Origin of the sequence: Arthrobacter sp. E3 (assembly GCF_017353415.1) — a bacterium.
Classification (GTDB): Bacteria; Actinomycetota; Actinomycetes; order Actinomycetales; family Micrococcaceae; genus Specibacter.
This window is the reverse complement of sequence record NZ_JAFMPX010000017.1, coordinates 44286-61904: the sequence shown is the minus strand read 5'-3', so window position 1 is coordinate 61904 and position 17619 is coordinate 44286. Positions and strand designations below refer to the sequence as shown.

The window sequence follows — 17619 nt, the reverse complement described above, 5'->3', positions numbered from 1 at the left end:
GGGCTTGACGGTCCCCCAAGGCCTTCCAGCGCTGTAATGTGCCTGCCACCACAGGCGCTTCAGCAGGCAAATTCGCGGTAATTCGGGCAGAGGCGGGTACCGTGGAACCATGGCGACTCGTTCTACCCCCGCCCGAACATCCGCCGGTCAGAAGGGTGGCGCTTCCTCGCGCGCTCCAAAGACCACGAAGATCCCGCGCAGCACACCGCCGGAGCCGCAGGCCCATTTGGTGTGGCCCGTGCGCATGGTGGTTGCCTTTTGGCAGGGCCTTGGCCACTTGATCGGCGGCGCCATCCGACGGATGGGCACCGACAAGAGTGCCATCCCCGCCCAGGACCGCCGCGACGGTGCGGGCCTGCTGTTCATTGTGGTGGCCATCGTCATTGCCACGTTCGAATGGTGGGGGCTGCAAGGCCCTGTGGCCGGCGCCGTGGAAGGGGTCCTGGAAGGCACTTTTGGCTGGTTCGCGGTGATGCTGCCGCCCATGTTCCTGATCTTTTCCGTCCTCGTTTTCCGCCAGCCCACCAACATGGCCAGCAACAACCGCACGGCCCTGGGCTTCTTCATCATGACGGTGGCCGGCTGTGCCATTGCGCATGTGGCTGGCGGCAGTCCGAGCCTGGCCGAAGGCTTCGACGGTGTCCGGGTGGCCGGTGGCATGATCGGCATGCTGGCCGGGGCCCCGATCGCCAACTTGAGCCCTGTGGCGGCCCTGGTCTTCTACTCCCTGCTCGCCTTTACCAGCGTGCTTGTCCTCAGCAACACCCCCGTACGCCATATTCCGGCCCGCTTGCACGGCATCTATGAAAAGTTGATGGGCGCCCCCGAATCAGCTCCAGTCGTAGACGGTCATGACCAGAGCTACCTGTACGGCAACGACGCCCGGGCCAAGAAGCCACGTGTGCCGCGCGGACGCCATAAGCCGGCCCAGGAGGAGACGGAGGACGACGTCACCGCCGGCGCCTTCGCCACCCCGCTCATCGAGGGGGACGACGGCGGCAGCCAGGAACCGCCGTCGGGCAAGCCGTCGCTGCGTCCCGGGGTCAAGCGCCCCACCAGAGACCAGTTGGCTGCAGACAAGATCAAGGCCCGTCAGGGGCTGCCAACATCTGCCGACGTCTTTGACGTGCAGCAGGGCCACGATGGTGACGCTGTTACCGAGGCCATTGGCATTGTCTCCGCCAGCGCAGCACGCACCGCTGGCAACGACATCGATGTGGCAGTGGCCCGCGCCATTCCGGCCCCGCCCATGGCACCCCCGGCACCCATCCCCGCCCGCTCCGAGCAGCTCCAGCTCTCCGGCGATGTCACGTACACGCTGCCGGCCTCCGACTTCCTGCCCGCGGGACCTCCCGGCAAGGACGCCACGGCCGCCAATGACACGGTGGTGGCGGCCCTGACGGACACGCTGAACCAGTTCAACGTGGACGCCGCCGTCACAGGATTCAGCCGCGGGCCGACCGTGACGCGCTACGAAATTGAGCTTGCCCCCGGCACCAAGGTGGAGCGCGTGACGGCGCTGAGCAAAAACATTTCCTACGCTGTCGCCTCCTCCGACGTGCGCATTCTGAGCCCCATCCCGGGCAAGAGCGCCATTGGCATTGAGATTCCCAACGCCGACAAGGAAATTGTTGTTCTGGGCGACGTGCTGCGTTCGGCCAACGCCCGGCGCACCGAACATCCCATGGTCATGGGCGTGGGCAAGGACGTCGAGGGCGGCTTCGTGGTGGCCAACCTGGCCAAGATGCCGCACCTTCTGGTGGCTGGTGCCACCGGTGCGGGCAAGTCTTCCTTTGTGAACTCCATGATTGTTTCGATCCTGATGCGGGCCACTCCCGACGAGGTGCGCATGGTCATGGTGGACCCCAAGCGCGTGGAATTGACCGCTTATGAAGGTGTGCCGCACCTGATCACGCCCATCATCACGAACCCGAAGAAAGCCGCCGAAGCGCTGCAGTGGGTGGTGCGTGAAATGGACACCCGCTACGACGATCTGGCGAACTTCGGCTTCAAGCACATCGACGAGTTCAACAAGGCTGTCAAGGCCGGAACCGTGCACCCGCCGGTCGACTCCAAGCGCGTGATCAAGCCCTATCCTTACCTTTTGGTCATTGTGGACGAGCTGGCTGACTTGATGATGGTGGCCCCGCGTGACGTGGAGGATTCCATTGTCCGCATCACCCAGCTGGCCCGCGCCGCCGGCATCCACCTGGTGCTGGCGACCCAGCGTCCTTCAGTGGACGTGGTGACCGGCCTGATCAAGGCCAACGTGCCCTCCCGCATGGCCTTCGCCACGTCTTCCGTCACAGACTCGCGCGTGGTGCTGGATCAGCCCGGCGCAGAGAAGCTGCTGGGCCAGGGTGATGCGTTGTTCCTTCCCATGGGCAAGTCCAAGCCCGTCCGCGTCCAGGGCGCCTGGGTTACCGAAGCTGAAATCAAGTCTGTCGTGGACCACGTCAAGGGGCAGCTGGCTGCCAGTTACCGCACCGACGTCGCCGTCGAAGCGCCCAAGAAGGTCATTGAGGATGACATTGGGGACGACCTTGAGCTGTTGTTGCAAGCCACCGAGCTGGTGGTGACCACGCAGTTCGGCTCCACCTCCATGCTGCAGCGCAAATTGCGTGTGGGCTTTGCCAAGGCTGGCCGGCTCATGGACCTGCTCGAGTCGCGTGGTGTGGTGGGACCCTCCGAAGGTTCCAAGGCACGCGACGTGCTGGTCAAGCCGGATGATTTGGCCGAAACCCTTGCCGCCATCCGCGGTGACGGTCCCTCGGCAGGAGGCTCCGGCGTCGTGCTTTCCGATGGCGACGGGACCCCGCCAGCCACCGATCCGATGACGGCGGCGCTGGCCGAGAACGCCAACGCCAACCACGGGTGGGGCGAGGACCTGGTGGGCCAGGATCTAGAGAACCGGGCCCAGGCTGTTGAATACCATGACGGTGGCGACGGCGAGGGCGGCGAGGACGCATGGTCGCTGACAGGACGATGACGTCGGAGCTGCCGACGTGCAACGCCACACATGGACATCTCGGCCCTCCCGACAAGTTGTAGTTTGAGAATAAAAAAAATGTTATAATGCTGGCATGTCGGTATCATTGGAACGCTCCAATCGGGCAAGCATCATCAGTGCCCTACTGGCCGGCTTCATCGCCGGTTTCATTTGGATGGCCATCACGGTGCTGGTCGGCACGTTTACGGCCGCCGCCATCGTCGGATGGGGCATCTTCTTTCTCGGCGGAACAGCGATCGTGACGTTCTTTATCTCCGGGATCATCTCACGCTCACACTCGCGCTGACGGCTGCAGGCAGCCGCCCACGGCACCGGGGAGGTCCTTCGGTCCCGGTGCTTTCACCTTGGCACTCGAGCGATCGTTCTAGTCGTTCCGCCACAGGGAAAGAGGCTCCCAACGCCGTGTACCGCAAAGCTAAATGGCCACATTCCGCCGTGATTGCCGATAGCCTAGTGGTGTGAACGAGAAGGTGGCGCCGCGCCCGTCCAACTGGAACCTGCCCAATGCCCTGACGCTTTTGCGCATAGTGATGGTGCCGTTCTTCATTTGGGCCTTCGTGGCAGACAAGGCGGAGTACGGGCCGCTGCGCTGGGTCGCGGTGGTGCTTTTCGTCGTCGCGATTTACACGGACAAGCTTGACGGCGACATCGCCCGGGCGCGTGGGCTCGTCACCAGCTTTGGCAAGATCGCGGATCCCATCGCCGACAAGCTGCTGATCGGTTCGGCGCTGATCATGCTCTCCGCAGTGGGGGAGCTGTGGTGGTGGGTCACCATTGTCATGTTGGTGCGCGAGGTCGGCATTACTTTGCTGCGATTTGTCGTCATTCGCTACGGTGTCATGGCCGCCTCCAAGGGCGGCAAGCTGAAGACCGTCATGCAGACGGTGGCGATTTTCGTGTTCCTGCTCCCTGTCACACCGGCCATTTCAGCACTGTCCGTCGTGGCCTTGATCATCATGCTTGCTGCTCTGGCTGTGACGGTGGTGACTGGAGCGGACTATCTGATCAAGGCGTGGCAGCTGGTCCGCTCCGGCCGGGGAACAGCAGCTTCCACAGTGGGCAAGGAGTAAACGGTGGTGACTGAAACGACCCTGGCTGGGCTGGTGGCCTCTGCTGTTGCGGCAGGAATCACCGTGGCAACTGCCGAGTCGCTGACGGGCGGCATGGTGGCCTCAACCCTCGTCCAGGTGCCCGGGGCATCCGGGATGCTGCAAGGCGGGATCGTCGCGTACCAGAACGAGGTCAAGGTGGGGCTGCTGGGGGTTTCCGCAGCACTGTTGGAGAGCAACGGGGCTGTCGACCCTGAAGTGGCTTGCGCCATGGCGCTGGGCGCATGCAGGGCAACCGGTGCCCGGGTAGGTATTGCCACTACGGGAGTTGCCGGTCCTGAACCGCACCAAGGCAAGGAAGTGGGTCACGTGTACATTGCCGTGGCACTGGACGGGGAGGCGCAGTCCTATGAATATCACTTTGGCGGAGACCGGGAACTGATCCGTCTGCAGGCTGTGCAGGAAGCCATTTCCCTGCTCGAGCAGGTCATCAAGGGTGCAGGGGAACAAAAGTTGCAACAAGATAGTTAGTCATAGTGAACGCAAAGTGTTGCAATCCGCTCTAGGATGGTTACACCAAGCGGTCAAGGCGTTTTCCGGACATAGCCGGAACGCAGAACCGATTGCAGTGTTGTGAACAAACAAGGAGTAAGGCGATACCGATGGTGAAACAACCCGTATCCGTAAACGGCGTCGTGCGCTGGCGGGATGTGGGTTTGGCAGACGAGAAACCACATCAGCGCAAAGAACGCAAAGTCGTGGTGCTACGCCACGAAATTGGTGACGTTCTGCGTGACGTGCGTCAACGTCAGGGCCGTACACTCCGCGAAGTATCACACAACGCACGAGTCTCACTGGGTTACCTCAGCGAAGTGGAACGTGGACAAAAGGAAGCATCCTCAGAGTTGCTCTCCTCCATCTGTTCCGCACTTGAGGTGCCATTGTCACTCATGCTGCGTGAAGTAAGCGACCGTCTGGCCATTGCTGAAGGCGTGGCTGTCCCGGACACTGTTCCCCAGGAGTTCGCTGCCCGTTACGGCAGGGATCTGAATGAGGAACTCTCCGACGAATTGAGCAAGGGCCTCATGTCCAACGCTTTCTAAGACTGGCTGTCCCGAGCGCCGGGACTGCCCCAAAAACCAAAACTGGACACCATCATTGGATGGGGTCCAGTTTTTTGGGCTCGAAAACATTTGTGCGCTAGCCGCCGCGAACGGTTTTATGGGTGTGTGGTTGTTTGTTGGCATAGCTGGCGTTGAGCTTGGCGATGAGCGTTGCAAAAGTTGTCAGTTCCTCTTCGTTCCAGTCCTTGAGCCGTTCATGGAACGCCAACTGACGTCCAGTGAGAACGGACCGCATTCTTTCGTGGCCGAGTACCGTCAGTTCGATGATTTGGGCACGGCCGTCCCGTGGATCCGTGTCCTTGCGCACCAGGCCCAGTTCCACCAAGAACGTAATCTGCCTGCTGACCGAGGGCTTGCCCACACCAATGCGCCTGGCTAAGTCCGTCAAGCGCATGCCACCTTGATTCAGCAACACCGAGAGCAGTCCGTAGGCGGCAGGTTCCAGATCAGGATGGACACTGCGGGTGAGTTCGTGATTGACCGCACGAGCCCTCCGCCACAGCAGGCTGAGCTGTGCGTCAAGTACTTCCACGGCCGCGAGCTTTTCAAGACTTGCCGCCTCCGGCTGTCCATCGGTTGGTGTCATGGCCCAATTCTATCCACCCGCAGGATGAAAGAGCGTCGGCACTAAGTCCTGCGCATGCGAGAATAGGGGAGTGCGAGTAAGCGAGTTTTGGAGATTGATGGATGACGAATTCAGCCAAGCCTATTCACGGGTTCTGGCCCGTGACCTGGTCCTTGGCGGCGTCGGCGGCAACACGGCAAGTGAAGCATTGAAAGCCGGGTATGACCCTAAGGAAATCTGGCTTGAGGTGTGCCGCGTCCAGGATGTCCCGTCGTCGCGCTGGCTGGGCCGGGACATACCGCTGAAAAACTAACGCCACAAACATGGTGCGCTGCGCCGCACAACGACACGCCGTGGTGTAAAGTTCGAATATCTATTCGATCGAATCTATAATAGTTTCGGGGCTGCACCTTGGCGGGCAGAAATAGTTCTCCACAATTTTCCAGCTGAAGCCTGGTTGCCGCAGACAATGTCAGACCCTTGAACTAGCGTTTTAGTTAATGAGGAAAGCGTGTCGAGGCATTCGACGCAGCATGAAGCCGGGAAACCGGTGAAGATCACGAAAATTGCACAAGCAAAGCAAAAGACAACTGACCATGGATTGCGCACTCCGCGCAATCCCATGGGGGCCGGTAACGGCACGAAGGAAAGACCGAGGTGAATCATGGCCGCTCCCGCAGACCGTGAAAAGGCGCTGGCAGCAGCACTGGCCCAGATTGACAAGCAATTTGGCAAGGGTTCAGTCATGCGCCTGGGTGATGACGTACGAGCTCCGATCGAAGTGATTCCCACCGGCTCCATTGCCTTGGACATTGCGCTGGGCATAGGCGGCCTGCCGCGCGGCCGTGTCGTTGAAATCTACGGGCCCGAGTCCTCCGGTAAGACAACGGTTGCCTTGCACGCCGTGGCAAGTGCGCAAAAGAACGGCGGCATCGCGGCATTTATTGATGCCGAGCACGCACTTGACCCCGACTACGCCGCAAAATTGGGCGTTGACGTCGACGCACTGCTCGTTTCCCAGCCGGACACCGGTGAGCAGGCCCTTGAGATCATGGACATGCTCATTGGCTCGGGCTCACTTGACGTGATCGTCATTGACTCGGTGGCGGCCCTGGTGCCGCGCGCCGAAATCGAAGGTGACATGGGAGACAGCCACGTCGGCCTTCAGGCACGGCTGATGAGCCAGGCACTGCGTAAAATTACCGGGCGCCTGAGCCAGACGAAGACGACTGCCATCTTCATCAACCAGCTGCGCGAGAAGATCGGTGTCTTCTTCGGCAGCCCCGAGACCACCACCGGTGGCAAGGCGCTGAAGTTTTATGCCTCAATCCGCATTGACGTACGCCGGATCCAGACTTTGAAGGAAGGTGCCGACGCGGTGGGCAACCGCACCAAGGCAAAGATCGTAAAGAACAAGATGGCGCCGCCGTTCAAAATTGCTGAATTCGACATCATCTACGGTCAGGGAATTTCGCGTGAAGGCGGCATTATCGACATGGGTGTTGAACACGGCATCATTCGCAAGTCCGGGTCCTGGTACACGTACGACGGCGACCAGCTCGGCCAGGGCATGGAAAACTCCCGGCGGTTCCTCAAGGACAACCCTGAACTGACGGAGGAGCTTGAACGCCTTATCAAGGCAAAACTTGGTGTCGGCGTCGTAGCTGAAGCCGAAGTTGAGAGTGCCCCCAAGCTCAAGGCCGTGGACGGCTTCTAGGGAGCCAGCCGTGAAGTCCAGAGGACCTGCCCCTGACCAGGCTGCTGACGCCAACCCGGCGTCGGCGGCCAGGGCCATCGTGCTGCGCCAACTGACCAGCTCGCCGAAAAGCCGTCTCCAACTTAGCCAGAAACTTGCCGAACGCAACATCCCCCACGATGTTGCCGAAGCAGTGCTGGACCGTTTTGAAGAGGTGAAGCTCATTGACGACGCCGAGTTTGCCCAGTTGTGGGTGCGCAGCCGCTCCATGCACAAGTCCTTAGCCAAGGGGGCACTGCAGCGTGAGCTGGCAGAGAAGGGGATAGACCCGGAACTGGCACAGGCAGCATTGGACCAGATTGATGAGGGCACCGAGCGCCGTCAGGCCAAGGAACTTATCCAACGCAAAATGCGGGTATCCGTCGATCTGCGTGAACGGGCTGAACGGGACAAGTACACGCGTCGGTGGGTGGCCATGCTGGCGCGGAAGGGATTCAACCCATCAATGGCCTATCAAGTGGTGGGCGAGGCCATCGATGAAAGCCTCCAGGAGAACTAGCCGCTGGCACTACCTAACCGACTACTGGCCGTCCCCTTGGCGGCCCTTGTTTTGCTCGTTTCCTGCCTGCTTGCGATGCCGGCCCCAGGCGCAGGATGCGCCGCCGTCGGGATCGCCCAGCTGGGCAGATGTTGAGGCTGCGACAGGCAATGTTGCTGCCACGGCGGGTGTGGCCTCGAAGATCGCTCAGGCGCTGGACGCGCTGGAATGCGAAGCAGATATTGTCGGCACCACTGCCGTACAAGCTGGTGCCGACTATGCAATGACGCAGAACAAACTCGACGCAGCCACAGTCGAAGTAGACGTCCTGAACGCCCAAGCGCAGCGAGCTGCGGAACAGGCCCAGAAATATAAAAAAGAAGCTGTGGCTGTGGCCGTACACAACTACAAACACGGTGGCATCGGGCTTGGTCTGTTTGCCACCATGGCGGCGCTTGAGTCCCTGGACAGCCTCAACGGCGTGGACCTGATGCAGCGGGTGGGGGATCAGTCAGCAAGGAGACATGAACTGGCCGGTGAATCGCAAGCCGCAGCAGCCGCCTTGGAAAAGAATCGTCAGGCGGCGCAAACAGCGCAAATGGAACTCTCTGCCGCGGCATTGAGAACCCGTGACACCGCAGTAGCTGCTCACGCCACGGTGTCACTTCAACTGGAGTCAAAGAAGTCCCAAAGCACCACACTTGTCGCCCAACTTGCCGCGCTGAACAACACCAGCGTTGCCAAGGAACAAGAGTACCGAAGGGGCCAAACGGAACTCGCCGCTTATGAGCAGGCACAAGCGGCTAAGCGGGACGCCGCTGCAGCTCAAGCTCAGCGGGCGGCTCAAATCCAACAATTGCCTGCAGCTCCCAATCCTGGACCAAACCCGGTCATCGCCAACCCTGCGCCAAATCCCGGACTGCCCGCGCCCGTCCCTGGACCAATCAAGCCCGTGACCCCGCCGGCTCCTGTTGCCCCAAACCCCGGAGGTGGCTACATTCCCGTTGAGGAGCTATTGCCCAATATTCCCAGTGGTGCTACCAACGATCCTGCTGGTGCAAAGGCCTATGTTGCATCACGACTTGCCGCCCATGGTTGGGATCAAGAACAGTTCCAGTGCTTGAACCAGTTGTGGGAACGTGAATCGAATTGGCGCACAAATGCCACCAATCCCTCCAGCGGTGCCTATGGAATTGCCCAGGCGCTGCCTCCGGGCAAATATGGGGAAGTCGGATCTGATTGGCTAAACAACTATCAGACGCAAATTACATGAGGGCCACTCGCAAAGTGTGGGCTGGTACTGACCCGTAAGGGGCAAACCGCGAAACCGCGCCTGAACCACATGCCAGCGCCGCACCAGTGAGAACGCGGCTGCCTGTCAGCGGTTTCGCGGCTGAGACGCTCTCATGCGACTAAGGGGCGGGTCAAAGGACGGTTTAGCTGATAGAGCGCCGTTGGTCTTAAGCTGGTGGGGTGAGCCTGATCCAAGACAGCGTTGATTCTTCCGCCAGCCCCGAGTCCATGAGCCTAGAAACCATTACACAGCCGCGCACCTACCAAGTGCGAACCTATGGCTGCCAGATGAACGTGCACGACTCCGAGCGCATGGCCGGGCTGCTGGAAACGGCCGGGCTTGTGGCCGTGGAGGAAGCCGGGCCTGCTCGTATTCTGGATGCCAACGGTGACGCTATTCCGGATGTGGTGGTATTCAATACCTGTGCGGTCCGCGAGAACGCCGACAACAAGCTCTACGGCAACCTTGGCATGCTGGCCCACATCAAGGAGACCAACCCGGGCATGCAGATCGCCGTGGGCGGCTGCCTGGCGCAGAAGGACCGCGACACGATTCAAAAGCGCGCTCCGTGGGTAGACGTGGTTTTCGGCACCCACAATGTAGGGGCCCTGCCTGTGCTGCTAGAACGGGCCCGCCACAACGCAGACGCACAAATGGAGATCCTGGAATCTCTGGAGGTCTTCCCATCCACCCTGCCCACGCGTCGCGATTCCGTGTACTCCGGGTGGGTCAGCATCTCCGTGGGCTGCAACAACACGTGCACTTTCTGCATCGTCCCAGCCCTCCGTGGGAAGGAACGCGACCGCCGCCCCGGGGAGATCCTCGCAGAGATCCAGGCGTTGGTGGATGACGGTGCCATCGAGGTGACGCTGTTGGGCCAGAACGTGAATTCCTACGGCGTCGAATTTGGTGACAGGCTCGCGTTCGGCAAACTGTTACGAGCCTGCGGTGCGATCGAAGGTCTTGAACGCGTGCGGTTCACTAGTCCCCACCCGGCGGCCTTCACCGATGACGTCATCGCCGCCATGGCACAGACCCCCAACGTCATGCCGCAACTGCACATGCCGCTGCAGTCCGGCTCGGACAAGGTACTCAAGGACATGCGCCGCTCCTACCGTTCGGCCAAGTTCTTGGGCATCCTGGACAAGGTCCGTGAGCAGATGCCCCATGCCGCCATCTCCACAGACATCATCGTCGGCTTCCCCGGCGAGACGGAGGAGGACTTTCAGGCCACGCTCGACGTCGTCGAAAAGTCCCGCTTTGCCACCGCCTTCACGTTCCAATACTCCAAACGACCCGGTACGCCAGCGGCAGATTTGCCTGATCAGCTGCCCAAGGAAATTGTGCAGGAACGATTCTTGCGCCTGACCGCGTTGCAGGACCGGATCGCGGCGGAGGAAAACGCCAAGCAGGTGGGACGCAAGGTGGAAGTCATGGTCACCGCGTCCTCTGGGCGCAAGGCCGCGGAAACGCACAGGCTCTCCGGCCGCGCACAGGACCAGCGCCTCGTTCACTTCAGTGTTCCCAAAGGTGGGCAAACCCCGCGTCCCGGCGACGTGGTCACGGTCACCGTTACTGAAGCTGCATCCTTCCACCTCATCGCCGACCCGGACACCACGGCCGACTACTCGCTGCGGCGTTCGCGAGCCGGGGATGCCTGGGACCTTGCCCAGGCAGAATCCTGTGGTGTGCCCGTGGCCGGAGGGAACGAGGGCGCCCGGCCGAAAGTCAGCCTCGGCATGCCGTCGTTGCCAGTCCGTACCGCGTGAGCGTGGAAGCTGCCACTCTTCCGCTGGTCGCCATTGTTGGTCCGACGGGATCCGGCAAGTCGGAACTTGCCCTGCAACTGGCCGAACAGTTCAACGGTGAGGCAATCAACGCCGACTCCATGCAGTTTTACCGGGGCATGGACATTGGCACTGCCAAGCTGCCTCCGCAGGATCGGCGCGGCATTCCACACCACCTCATGGACTTCCTTGGCGTGCGCGAAGACACCACGGTGGCTGCCTTCCAACGCATGGCCAGGGATGCTGTTGCCGATATTCGTTCCCGCGGCAGGCTCCCCATTTTGGTGGGGGGCTCAGGGCTCTATGTCAGGGCCGCTGTGGACATCCTCGAATTTCCAGGAACCGACCAGCACGTCCGCGCGGCCCTTGAGAGCGAACTTGAAAGCGTAGGACAGCCTGCCTTGCTGGCGCGGCTTGCCGAAGTGGACCCCATTTCAGCGCTACGCATCAACGATGGCAAGCGCGTGGTGCGGGCACTGGAAGTGCATGCGTTGACAGGACGGCCATTTAGCTCGTTCATGCCTGAGCGCCAGTACCTCACGCCGACAGTGCAAATCGGCTTGAACGGGGACCGTGCTGAACTCCACCAGCGGCTGGCCGCCCGCGTCCACATCATGGTGGAGGACGGCCTGCTTGCGGAAGTTCAATCACTCATCCCGCAAGGCCTTCGTGAAGGCCGCACGGCCCACAAAGCGCTGGGCTACCAGCAGTTCCTGCGCGTCATTGACGGCACCTCGACCCTGGAAACGGCCACCGAGGAAACGATTGTGGCGACCCGGCAATTTGCCCGCCGCCAGCTGACCTGGTTCCGCGCAGACCCCCGCGTGAAATGGTTGGACTGGGCCCAACCGGATCTGGGCAGCGCCGCGGCTGCATTGGTGAACGCCACCTGGATGAGCCAAGCGCAAGGCAACACGGACACCTGAGGCGTTGTCCGGCGTCGAACAACAGGTGCAATAGGCTTGAATCATGACTGAATCCGAGCTTTCCCTAACCGGCCTGCGATTTTCCAAAGGCCATGGCACCGGCAACGACTTTGTGCTGCTGGCAGACCCCGAAGGCCTGCGCGAGCTTGTGCCAGAGCAGATCGCCAGGTTGTGCGACCGGCATCGCGGTGTTGGCGGGGACGGGCTGATCCGCGCCGTGCGCTCCCGGCATCTGCCCGAAGGCGTGGCGTTGTTGGAGGACCACCCGGAAGCCGAATGGTTCATGGATTATCACAATGCGGACGGATCGCGCTCGGAAATGTGCGGCAATGGCGTCCGTGTCTTTGCGCACTTCCTGCTCACCCAGGGACTCGTTGAATTGGGGCTCGGCGAGGAACTGACGATTGGCACGCGCGCGGGCGTCAAGGTGGTTGCACGCACCAGTGCCGGCTACCGGGTGGATATGGGCCCCTGGGGTTTTATCCACCCTGAACTTGCTGCTGGACGCGGCATGGATTCGCTCGTCGAGGCATCGGGCCTGCCCGTGGAGCGCCCGGCCCTGTCCATCACCATGGGCAACCCCCACACCGTGGTGGCGCTGGCGGATCTCGAGGAATTGGCCATGATGAGCCTGGCCACGGCCCCCGCCGTCACGCCGGTTCCCCCACACGGCACGAATGTAGAGTTTGCCGTACCGGCTGAGCCGTTGGTGATGGACGACGTCGGGCACATCAGCATGCGTGTCCACGAACGCGGCGTCGGGGAGACACTTTCCTGTGGCACCGGGGCATGTGCGGCCGCTGCGGCAACGCGCTTTTGGGCAGGCACCGAGGCCCCGGACGACTGGGCCGTGGCCGTTCCCGGCGGTGTGGTCGGCGTGCGGTTCTTCCCCGGCCCCGACGGCCGCGAACACGTGGAACTCAGCGGACCGGCCGTGATCGTGGCCGAAGGGGTCATCGCCGACGCCCTGGAGTAGGCCCGGCCACGTTCATGAGCGGTGCTGCCGGTGCCGTGCTGCCGGTGGGTCAGGGCTTGGTGCGGGTGACCTTGAGAATCCGGAAGGCCTTGTTCGTGGAGGCCCGGACCACCGTGAACCCGGCCTCGGGGAACTGCTCGCCCAGTTCTGCCGCCAGCCAGCGCTGCAGCGAATCCGAACCCAAATTCTTTTGCACCACGAGGTAGGCGTTGCCGTTGTGGGCCAGCCGAGGAAGCCACATGAGCAGAATTGAGTGCAATTCCGACTTGCCCACTCGGATAGGGGGGTTGGACCAGATCGTGTTGAAGCGCAGTGACGGGTCGACGGCGTCGGGCGTGGAAGCGTGGACGTTGTCCAATCCCAACGCCTTCGCATTGTCGCGGGTCAGTTCAATGGAGCGCTCATTGACGTCGACGGCGTAGATGGTCGCCGCGGGGGAGCGCAATGCCAAGGTGAGTGCGACCGGCCCCCAACCGCAACCAATGTCCAGCAGATTGCCTTCGGTGGCTGGCGGTGGCGCCTCGTTGAGCAAGATCACAGTGCCCTTGTCGACGCCGTCGGGACTGAAGATGCCACCCGCTGTCTGCAATTGCCGTTTTTCACCGGCCAACACTACGCGCAGTGGCCGGCGCGTCATCGGTGTTGACGGTTGTGAACTGAAATAATGATCTGCGCCCTGAGTACCCATAGTCATGCCAGATTAGTGCGAAATTGCCGCATTGTGTATCTAGGCACGCCCTAGCACCACGAGTGTTGGCGGCCGTTGTCCACAGGAACGGGAGGGTGCAGGTGTGCGTGTGGGCGGGCCGGACTAAGATTGAGGGTAAGCGCCTATAAGGAGAACATGTCCAACGCATCTGCCCACAATGGTTCCGACGACAACACCACACCCCACAACGACGGGAATGAGGAAGCTGCCTCAAGCCCAGACGCGTCTGGGCAGGAGTTGTCGGTCGCCGAGATCGAAGCCGTGATCAACCGGATCCTGGCCAAAGACGCCGCAGCAGCGGCCACGGTTCGTGCCGATGACGAATTTGAGGCACAGGACCCGTACCGGGGAACCCGATCGACCCGGCCCTTGTCCTCCGGGGCGCAGGCCGTTTCGTCAATGAATTTCCAGCACAGCAGCTTTGACGGGGACCAGAGTGAGCTGGCCGAACGCAATGCGCTGCGTCGAAAAGCCAGCCTCTCCACCGAGCTGGAAGACGTTACCGAGGTTGAATACCGCCAACTGCGCCTCGAAAGAGTTGTGCTGGCTGGGTTGTGGTCCCAGGGCACCATGGCGGATGCGGAAAATTCCTTGCGGGAGTTGGCAGCCCTAGCTGAAACAGCTGGGTCCGAGGTCCTTGACGGTTTGGTCCAGCGCCGCGCCAAACCCGACCCTGCCACGTATCTAGGTACGGGCAAGGCCCAGGAACTGAAGGAGATTGTTCACGCGACAGGGGCGGACACCGTCATTATCGACGGCGACTTGGCTCCGTCCCAGCGACGCACTTTGGAAGAAGTCGTCAAGGTCAAGGTCATTGACCGCACTGCCTTGATCCTGGATATCTTTGCCCAGCATGCAAAGTCCCGTGAAGGCCGCGCCCAAGTGGAGCTGGCCCAAATGGAATACCTGCTGCCACGTCTGCGTGGTTGGGGCGAGTCCATGTCCCGCCAGGCTGGCGGACGTGTCGGTACCGCCGGCGGCGGGATCGGCTCGCGCGGACCCGGTGAAACGAAGATGGAACTGGACAGGCGAAAAATCCGCACCCGAATGGCCAAGCTGCGCCGTGAAATTGCCGCCATGCGCCCCGCCCGGGAAACGAAGCGTGCCAACCGCAAGCGCAACAGCGTGCCTTCGGTAGCCATCGCCGGCTACACCAACGCCGGCAAGTCCTCCTTGCTGAACCGCCTGACCGACGCCGGTGTGCTGGTGGAGAATGCGCTGTTCGCCACCCTTGACCCCACCGTGCGCAAGACCGAAACTGCTGACGGGCTGGGCTATACACTCGTGGACACTGTCGGCTTTGTCCGGTCGCTGCCCACTCAGTTGGTTGAGGCGTTCAGGTCAACGCTGGAGGAAGTGGCCGACGCTGACCTGATCCTGCACATTGTGGACGCCTCCCACCCGGACCCGGAGGGGCAGATCTCTGCCGTTCGGACAGTGTTTGCCGAGGTGGGGGCCTTGCAAATCCCTGAGATCATCGTCTTGAACAAGGCGGATATTGCCGACCCCTTTGTGGTTGAGCGGCTTCGCCAGCACGAGGCCCGCACAGTAGTGGTGTCGGCACGCACGGGCCAGGGCATTGATGAACTGCTTGAGGCCATCAGTGAGGGAATTCCTCATCCCAGTGTCACCTTGACACTGCTGATCCCTTACGACCGCGGTGATGTCTTGAACAAACTCCACCGCAGCGATGCCGAGATTATCAGCTTGGATCACGGTGAGCATGGCACGTTGGCGAACGTGAGGGTTCGTGAAGATTTGGCAGCTGAGGTAGAGCCGTTTGTCCAGCATGCCTGAGAGTGAGTTTTCACAGCAGGCCATTGACCTCTTGGACAAAGTCGTGGCAGCCATGGGCGGCCAGCGACGGGAGGGCCAGCATGAAATGGTGCGCCGTGTTGTGGAAGCCATTGAAAGCGGCGACCACCTACTGGTCCAAGCCGGCACGGGCACCGGAAAGTCGCTGGCCTACCTGATTCCGTTGATCGTGAATTCCCTGACGAGCGACAAACCCTCGGTGGTGGCCACTGCAACGCTTGCGCTGCAGGCCCAGATCGTGGGCCGTGACGTGCCGAGACTCCTTGAAGCCTTGGCGCCGCTTTTGCCACGACCCATCGACGTTGCCTTAGTCAAGGGACGCAGCAACTACGTATGCAAGCACAAGTTGGGCGGCGGCTTTCCCTCGGAAGACACCGGCGAAGGTGCCTTGTTCAGCTTGGGTGAGGACAGCAGTGTCCCGCATCCGTCAAGTGCAGGCTCCGGCCCCACATCAGTGCTCGGCAAGGAAGTGGTGCGGCTGCGCGAATGGGCGCAGAACACCGAAACGGGGGACCGGGACGAGCTGGTGCCGGGTGTCACCGACAAGGCGTGGCGCCAAGTCTCTGTGACGTCCATGGAGTGCTTGGGTGCACAAAAGTGCCCGCTGGCTGCAGAGTGCTTCTCGGAATTGGCGCGTGCCCGTGGCGCCAATGCGGACATTGTGGTGACGAACCACGCCATGCTGGCCATCAGCGCCTTCGAAGGCATTGCCGTTTTGCCTGACTACGACGTTGTTGTGGTGGATGAAGCCCATGAACTTCACGACCGGGTGACAGGGGCTGTCACAGGTCAGCTGTCCGTCCAAATGGTGCAGGCAGCAGCCTCCAGCACCCGGAAGCACACAGGTGTGTCAGTAGACGCTCTGCACGCAAGCGCTGCCGCTCTTGACTTGGTATTGGCAGGGATCCCCGAAGGGCTTCAACCCAACGGTCTTAACGACGGCCAAACTCAGGCCATCGAACAGGTGCGTGACGCCGTGCGGGCAGCACTGTCGGATTCTAAACCAGAGGGAAACTCAGCTGCCGACGGTGGCCGCTCCATAGCAAGATCACGCCTGAACCTGATCTTTGACTTGTGCGAACGTCTGTTGGCTGCCCAGGATGCCCGCGAAGTCGTCTGGGCTTCGCGGCCCGGTAGCTTCACACCGGGCAAGGGGTATCAGAAAGCGGACGAAAACGAACCCGCCGTCATGAACATTGCCCCGTTGAGTGTCGCCATGAAATTACGCGAGGGTCTATTCACTGACCGTACGGTGGTGCTGACCTCAGCCACGCTCGCCATTGGGGAATCGTTTCAGGCAACAGCTGGCGGGCTTGGCCTGTTGGGTCCCAGCGCACCCAGTTGGACCGGAGCCGATGTAGGTTCCCCCTTCGACTACCCCAAACAGGGCATGTTATATGTGGCGGCCCACCTTAAAAAGCCGGGCTTTGGCATGTCCCAGGAACAGTTGGATGAACTTGCAGCTCTCATCACCGCTGCCGGTGGCGGCACTCTGGCGCTGTTTTCCTCACGGCGTGCCGCAGAGGAAGCGGCTGAGAAATTGAGAAAAAAGCTTTCAGTGAAGATCCTGTGCCAAGGTGATTCGTCCATGGCCGGGCTCATCAAGGAGTTTGCTGCCGAACCGGACACGTGCCTCTTCGGCACCATGTCGCTGTGGCAGGGTGTTGACGTCCAAGGCGCCTCGTGCCGGCTCGTTGTCATTGACCGGATTCCCTTCCCACGTCCTGATGACCCGTTGGTTACGGCCCGGGCCAGGGCGGTGGCACAAAGCGGTGGTGACGGCTTTATCGCGATCTCGGCCACGCACGCCGCTGTTCGTCTTGCGCAGGGTGTGGGGCGCCTGATCCGTTCCAGTGAGGACAGAGGCGTGGTTGCCGTGCTTGACTCGCGCCTGGCCAACGCCAGCTACGGCGGTTTTCTGCGCGCAGCCCTTCCACCATTTTGGGCCACCAAGGACAAAACTGTTGTCCTTTCGGCACTGAAGAGGCTCTCCGGGCACTGAGTGGCCTGCGTGGCAGCACCAAAAAAGGGCACCTTGGGCCGTTGCCGGCTGAGGGTGCCCTTCGCTGTGCTTGCTGTTAGCGCTGTTGCCACTGTTGCCGTTGCGCAGCAGAGTAGTGCTTGGTGCGC

At 61.5% G+C, this 17619-nt stretch carries 16 protein-coding genes; 14 read left to right on the top strand and 2 right to left on the bottom strand.

The genetic code is table 11. The features are described 5' to 3' along the window. Positions 1 to 109: 109 nt before the first annotated feature. The 5 genes from JMA46_RS09260 to JMA46_RS09240 all read left to right on the top strand — a co-directional run bounded on the left by JMA46_RS09260 (position 110) and on the right by JMA46_RS09240 (position 5162). On the top strand, positions 110 to 2989 hold the full coding sequence (locus tag JMA46_RS09260) for a DNA translocase FtsK (protein ID WP_207345049.1): 2880 nt from the start codon (positions 110 to 112) through the stop codon (positions 2987 to 2989). 94 nt (positions 2990 to 3083) lie between these two features. After that, a complete protein-coding gene (locus JMA46_RS09255) occupies positions 3084 to 3296 on the top strand; it encodes a hypothetical protein (protein WP_207345048.1) in 213 nt (70 codons plus the stop codon). Between the two features lie 172 nt (positions 3297 to 3468). Next, positions 3469 to 4080, top strand: a complete 612-nt coding sequence (gene pgsA / locus JMA46_RS09250) for a CDP-diacylglycerol--glycerol-3-phosphate 3-phosphatidyltransferase (RefSeq protein ID WP_207345047.1) — start codon at positions 3469 to 3471, stop codon at positions 4078 to 4080. Between the two features lie 6 nt (positions 4081 to 4086). Beyond that, on the top strand, positions 4087 to 4590 hold the full coding sequence (locus JMA46_RS09245) for a CinA family protein (protein WP_348770105.1): 504 nt from the start codon (positions 4087 to 4089) through the stop codon (positions 4588 to 4590). Between the two features lie 131 nt (positions 4591 to 4721). Next, a complete protein-coding gene (locus tag JMA46_RS09240; RefSeq protein WP_207345045.1) occupies positions 4722 to 5162 on the top strand; it encodes a helix-turn-helix domain-containing protein in 441 nt (146 codons plus the stop codon). Positions 5163 to 5259: 97 nt separating this feature from the next. Here the strand turns inward: JMA46_RS09240 and JMA46_RS09235 are convergent, their stop codons facing one another. Next, complete coding sequence (locus JMA46_RS09235; protein WP_207345044.1) at positions 5260 to 5769, bottom strand: MarR family transcriptional regulator; 510 nt, start codon at positions 5767 to 5769, stop codon at positions 5260 to 5262. Positions 5770 to 5839: 70 nt separating this feature from the next. On the opposite strand from JMA46_RS09235, the gene JMA46_RS09230 reads away from it, so the two are divergent. The 7 genes from JMA46_RS09230 (at position 5840) to dapF (ending at position 12965) form a co-directional block, all read left to right on the top strand. Further along, the gene (locus JMA46_RS09230; protein WP_207345043.1) at positions 5840 to 6061 is read left to right on the top strand and encodes a DUF3046 domain-containing protein; all 222 of its coding nucleotides are present in this window, start codon (positions 5840 to 5842) and stop codon (positions 6059 to 6061) included. A 351-nt stretch (positions 6062 to 6412) separates the two neighbouring features. Beyond that, positions 6413 to 7465, top strand: a complete 1053-nt coding sequence (gene recA, locus JMA46_RS09225) for a recombinase RecA (RefSeq protein WP_207345042.1) — start codon at positions 6413 to 6415, stop codon at positions 7463 to 7465. Between the two features lie 10 nt (positions 7466 to 7475). After that, positions 7476 to 8003 (top strand): RecX family transcriptional regulator, encoded by a 528-nt coding sequence (locus tag JMA46_RS09220; RefSeq protein WP_207345041.1) that lies wholly within the window; start codon positions 7476 to 7478, stop codon positions 8001 to 8003. 70 nt (positions 8004 to 8073) lie between these two features. Then, the gene (locus tag JMA46_RS09215; protein ID WP_207345040.1) at positions 8074 to 9255 is read left to right on the top strand and encodes a lytic transglycosylase domain-containing protein; all 1182 of its coding nucleotides are present in this window, start codon (positions 8074 to 8076) and stop codon (positions 9253 to 9255) included. A gap of 248 nt (positions 9256 to 9503) precedes the next feature. Beyond that, positions 9504 to 11045, top strand: a complete 1542-nt coding sequence (gene miaB / locus JMA46_RS09210; protein ID WP_207345068.1) for a tRNA (N6-isopentenyl adenosine(37)-C2)-methylthiotransferase MiaB — start codon at positions 9504 to 9506, stop codon at positions 11043 to 11045. Next, positions 11042 to 11989 (top strand): tRNA (adenosine(37)-N6)-dimethylallyltransferase MiaA, encoded by a 948-nt coding sequence (gene miaA / locus JMA46_RS09205; protein ID WP_207345039.1) that lies wholly within the window; start codon positions 11042 to 11044, stop codon positions 11987 to 11989. The genes miaB and miaA overlap by 4 nt, the downstream gene beginning before the upstream one ends. Before the next feature lie 43 nt (positions 11990 to 12032). Next, positions 12033 to 12965, top strand: coding sequence for a diaminopimelate epimerase (gene dapF / locus JMA46_RS09200; protein WP_207345038.1), 933 nt, complete (start codon positions 12033 to 12035; stop codon positions 12963 to 12965). Positions 12966 to 13014: 49 nt separating this feature from the next. Here the strand turns inward: dapF and JMA46_RS09195 are convergent, their stop codons facing one another. Then, positions 13015 to 13602 carry a methyltransferase gene (locus tag JMA46_RS09195; protein ID WP_247647191.1) on the bottom strand — a complete coding sequence of 196 codons (588 nt, stop codon included), beginning with the start codon at positions 13600 to 13602 and terminating at the stop codon, positions 13015 to 13017. A gap of 207 nt (positions 13603 to 13809) precedes the next feature. Between JMA46_RS09195 and hflX the strand changes: the two genes are divergently transcribed. Together hflX and JMA46_RS09185 are read left to right on the top strand one after the other, a co-directional pair. Next, positions 13810 to 15471: a GTPase HflX gene (gene hflX, locus JMA46_RS09190; RefSeq protein ID WP_207345037.1), complete on the top strand. Its 1662-nt coding sequence runs from the start codon at positions 13810 to 13812 to the stop codon at positions 15469 to 15471. Then, positions 15464 to 17491 (top strand): ATP-dependent DNA helicase, encoded by a 2028-nt coding sequence (locus JMA46_RS09185; protein WP_207345036.1) that lies wholly within the window; start codon positions 15464 to 15466, stop codon positions 17489 to 17491. The genes hflX and JMA46_RS09185 overlap by 8 nt, the downstream gene beginning before the upstream one ends. The last annotated feature ends 128 nt before the right edge of the window (positions 17492 to 17619 follow it).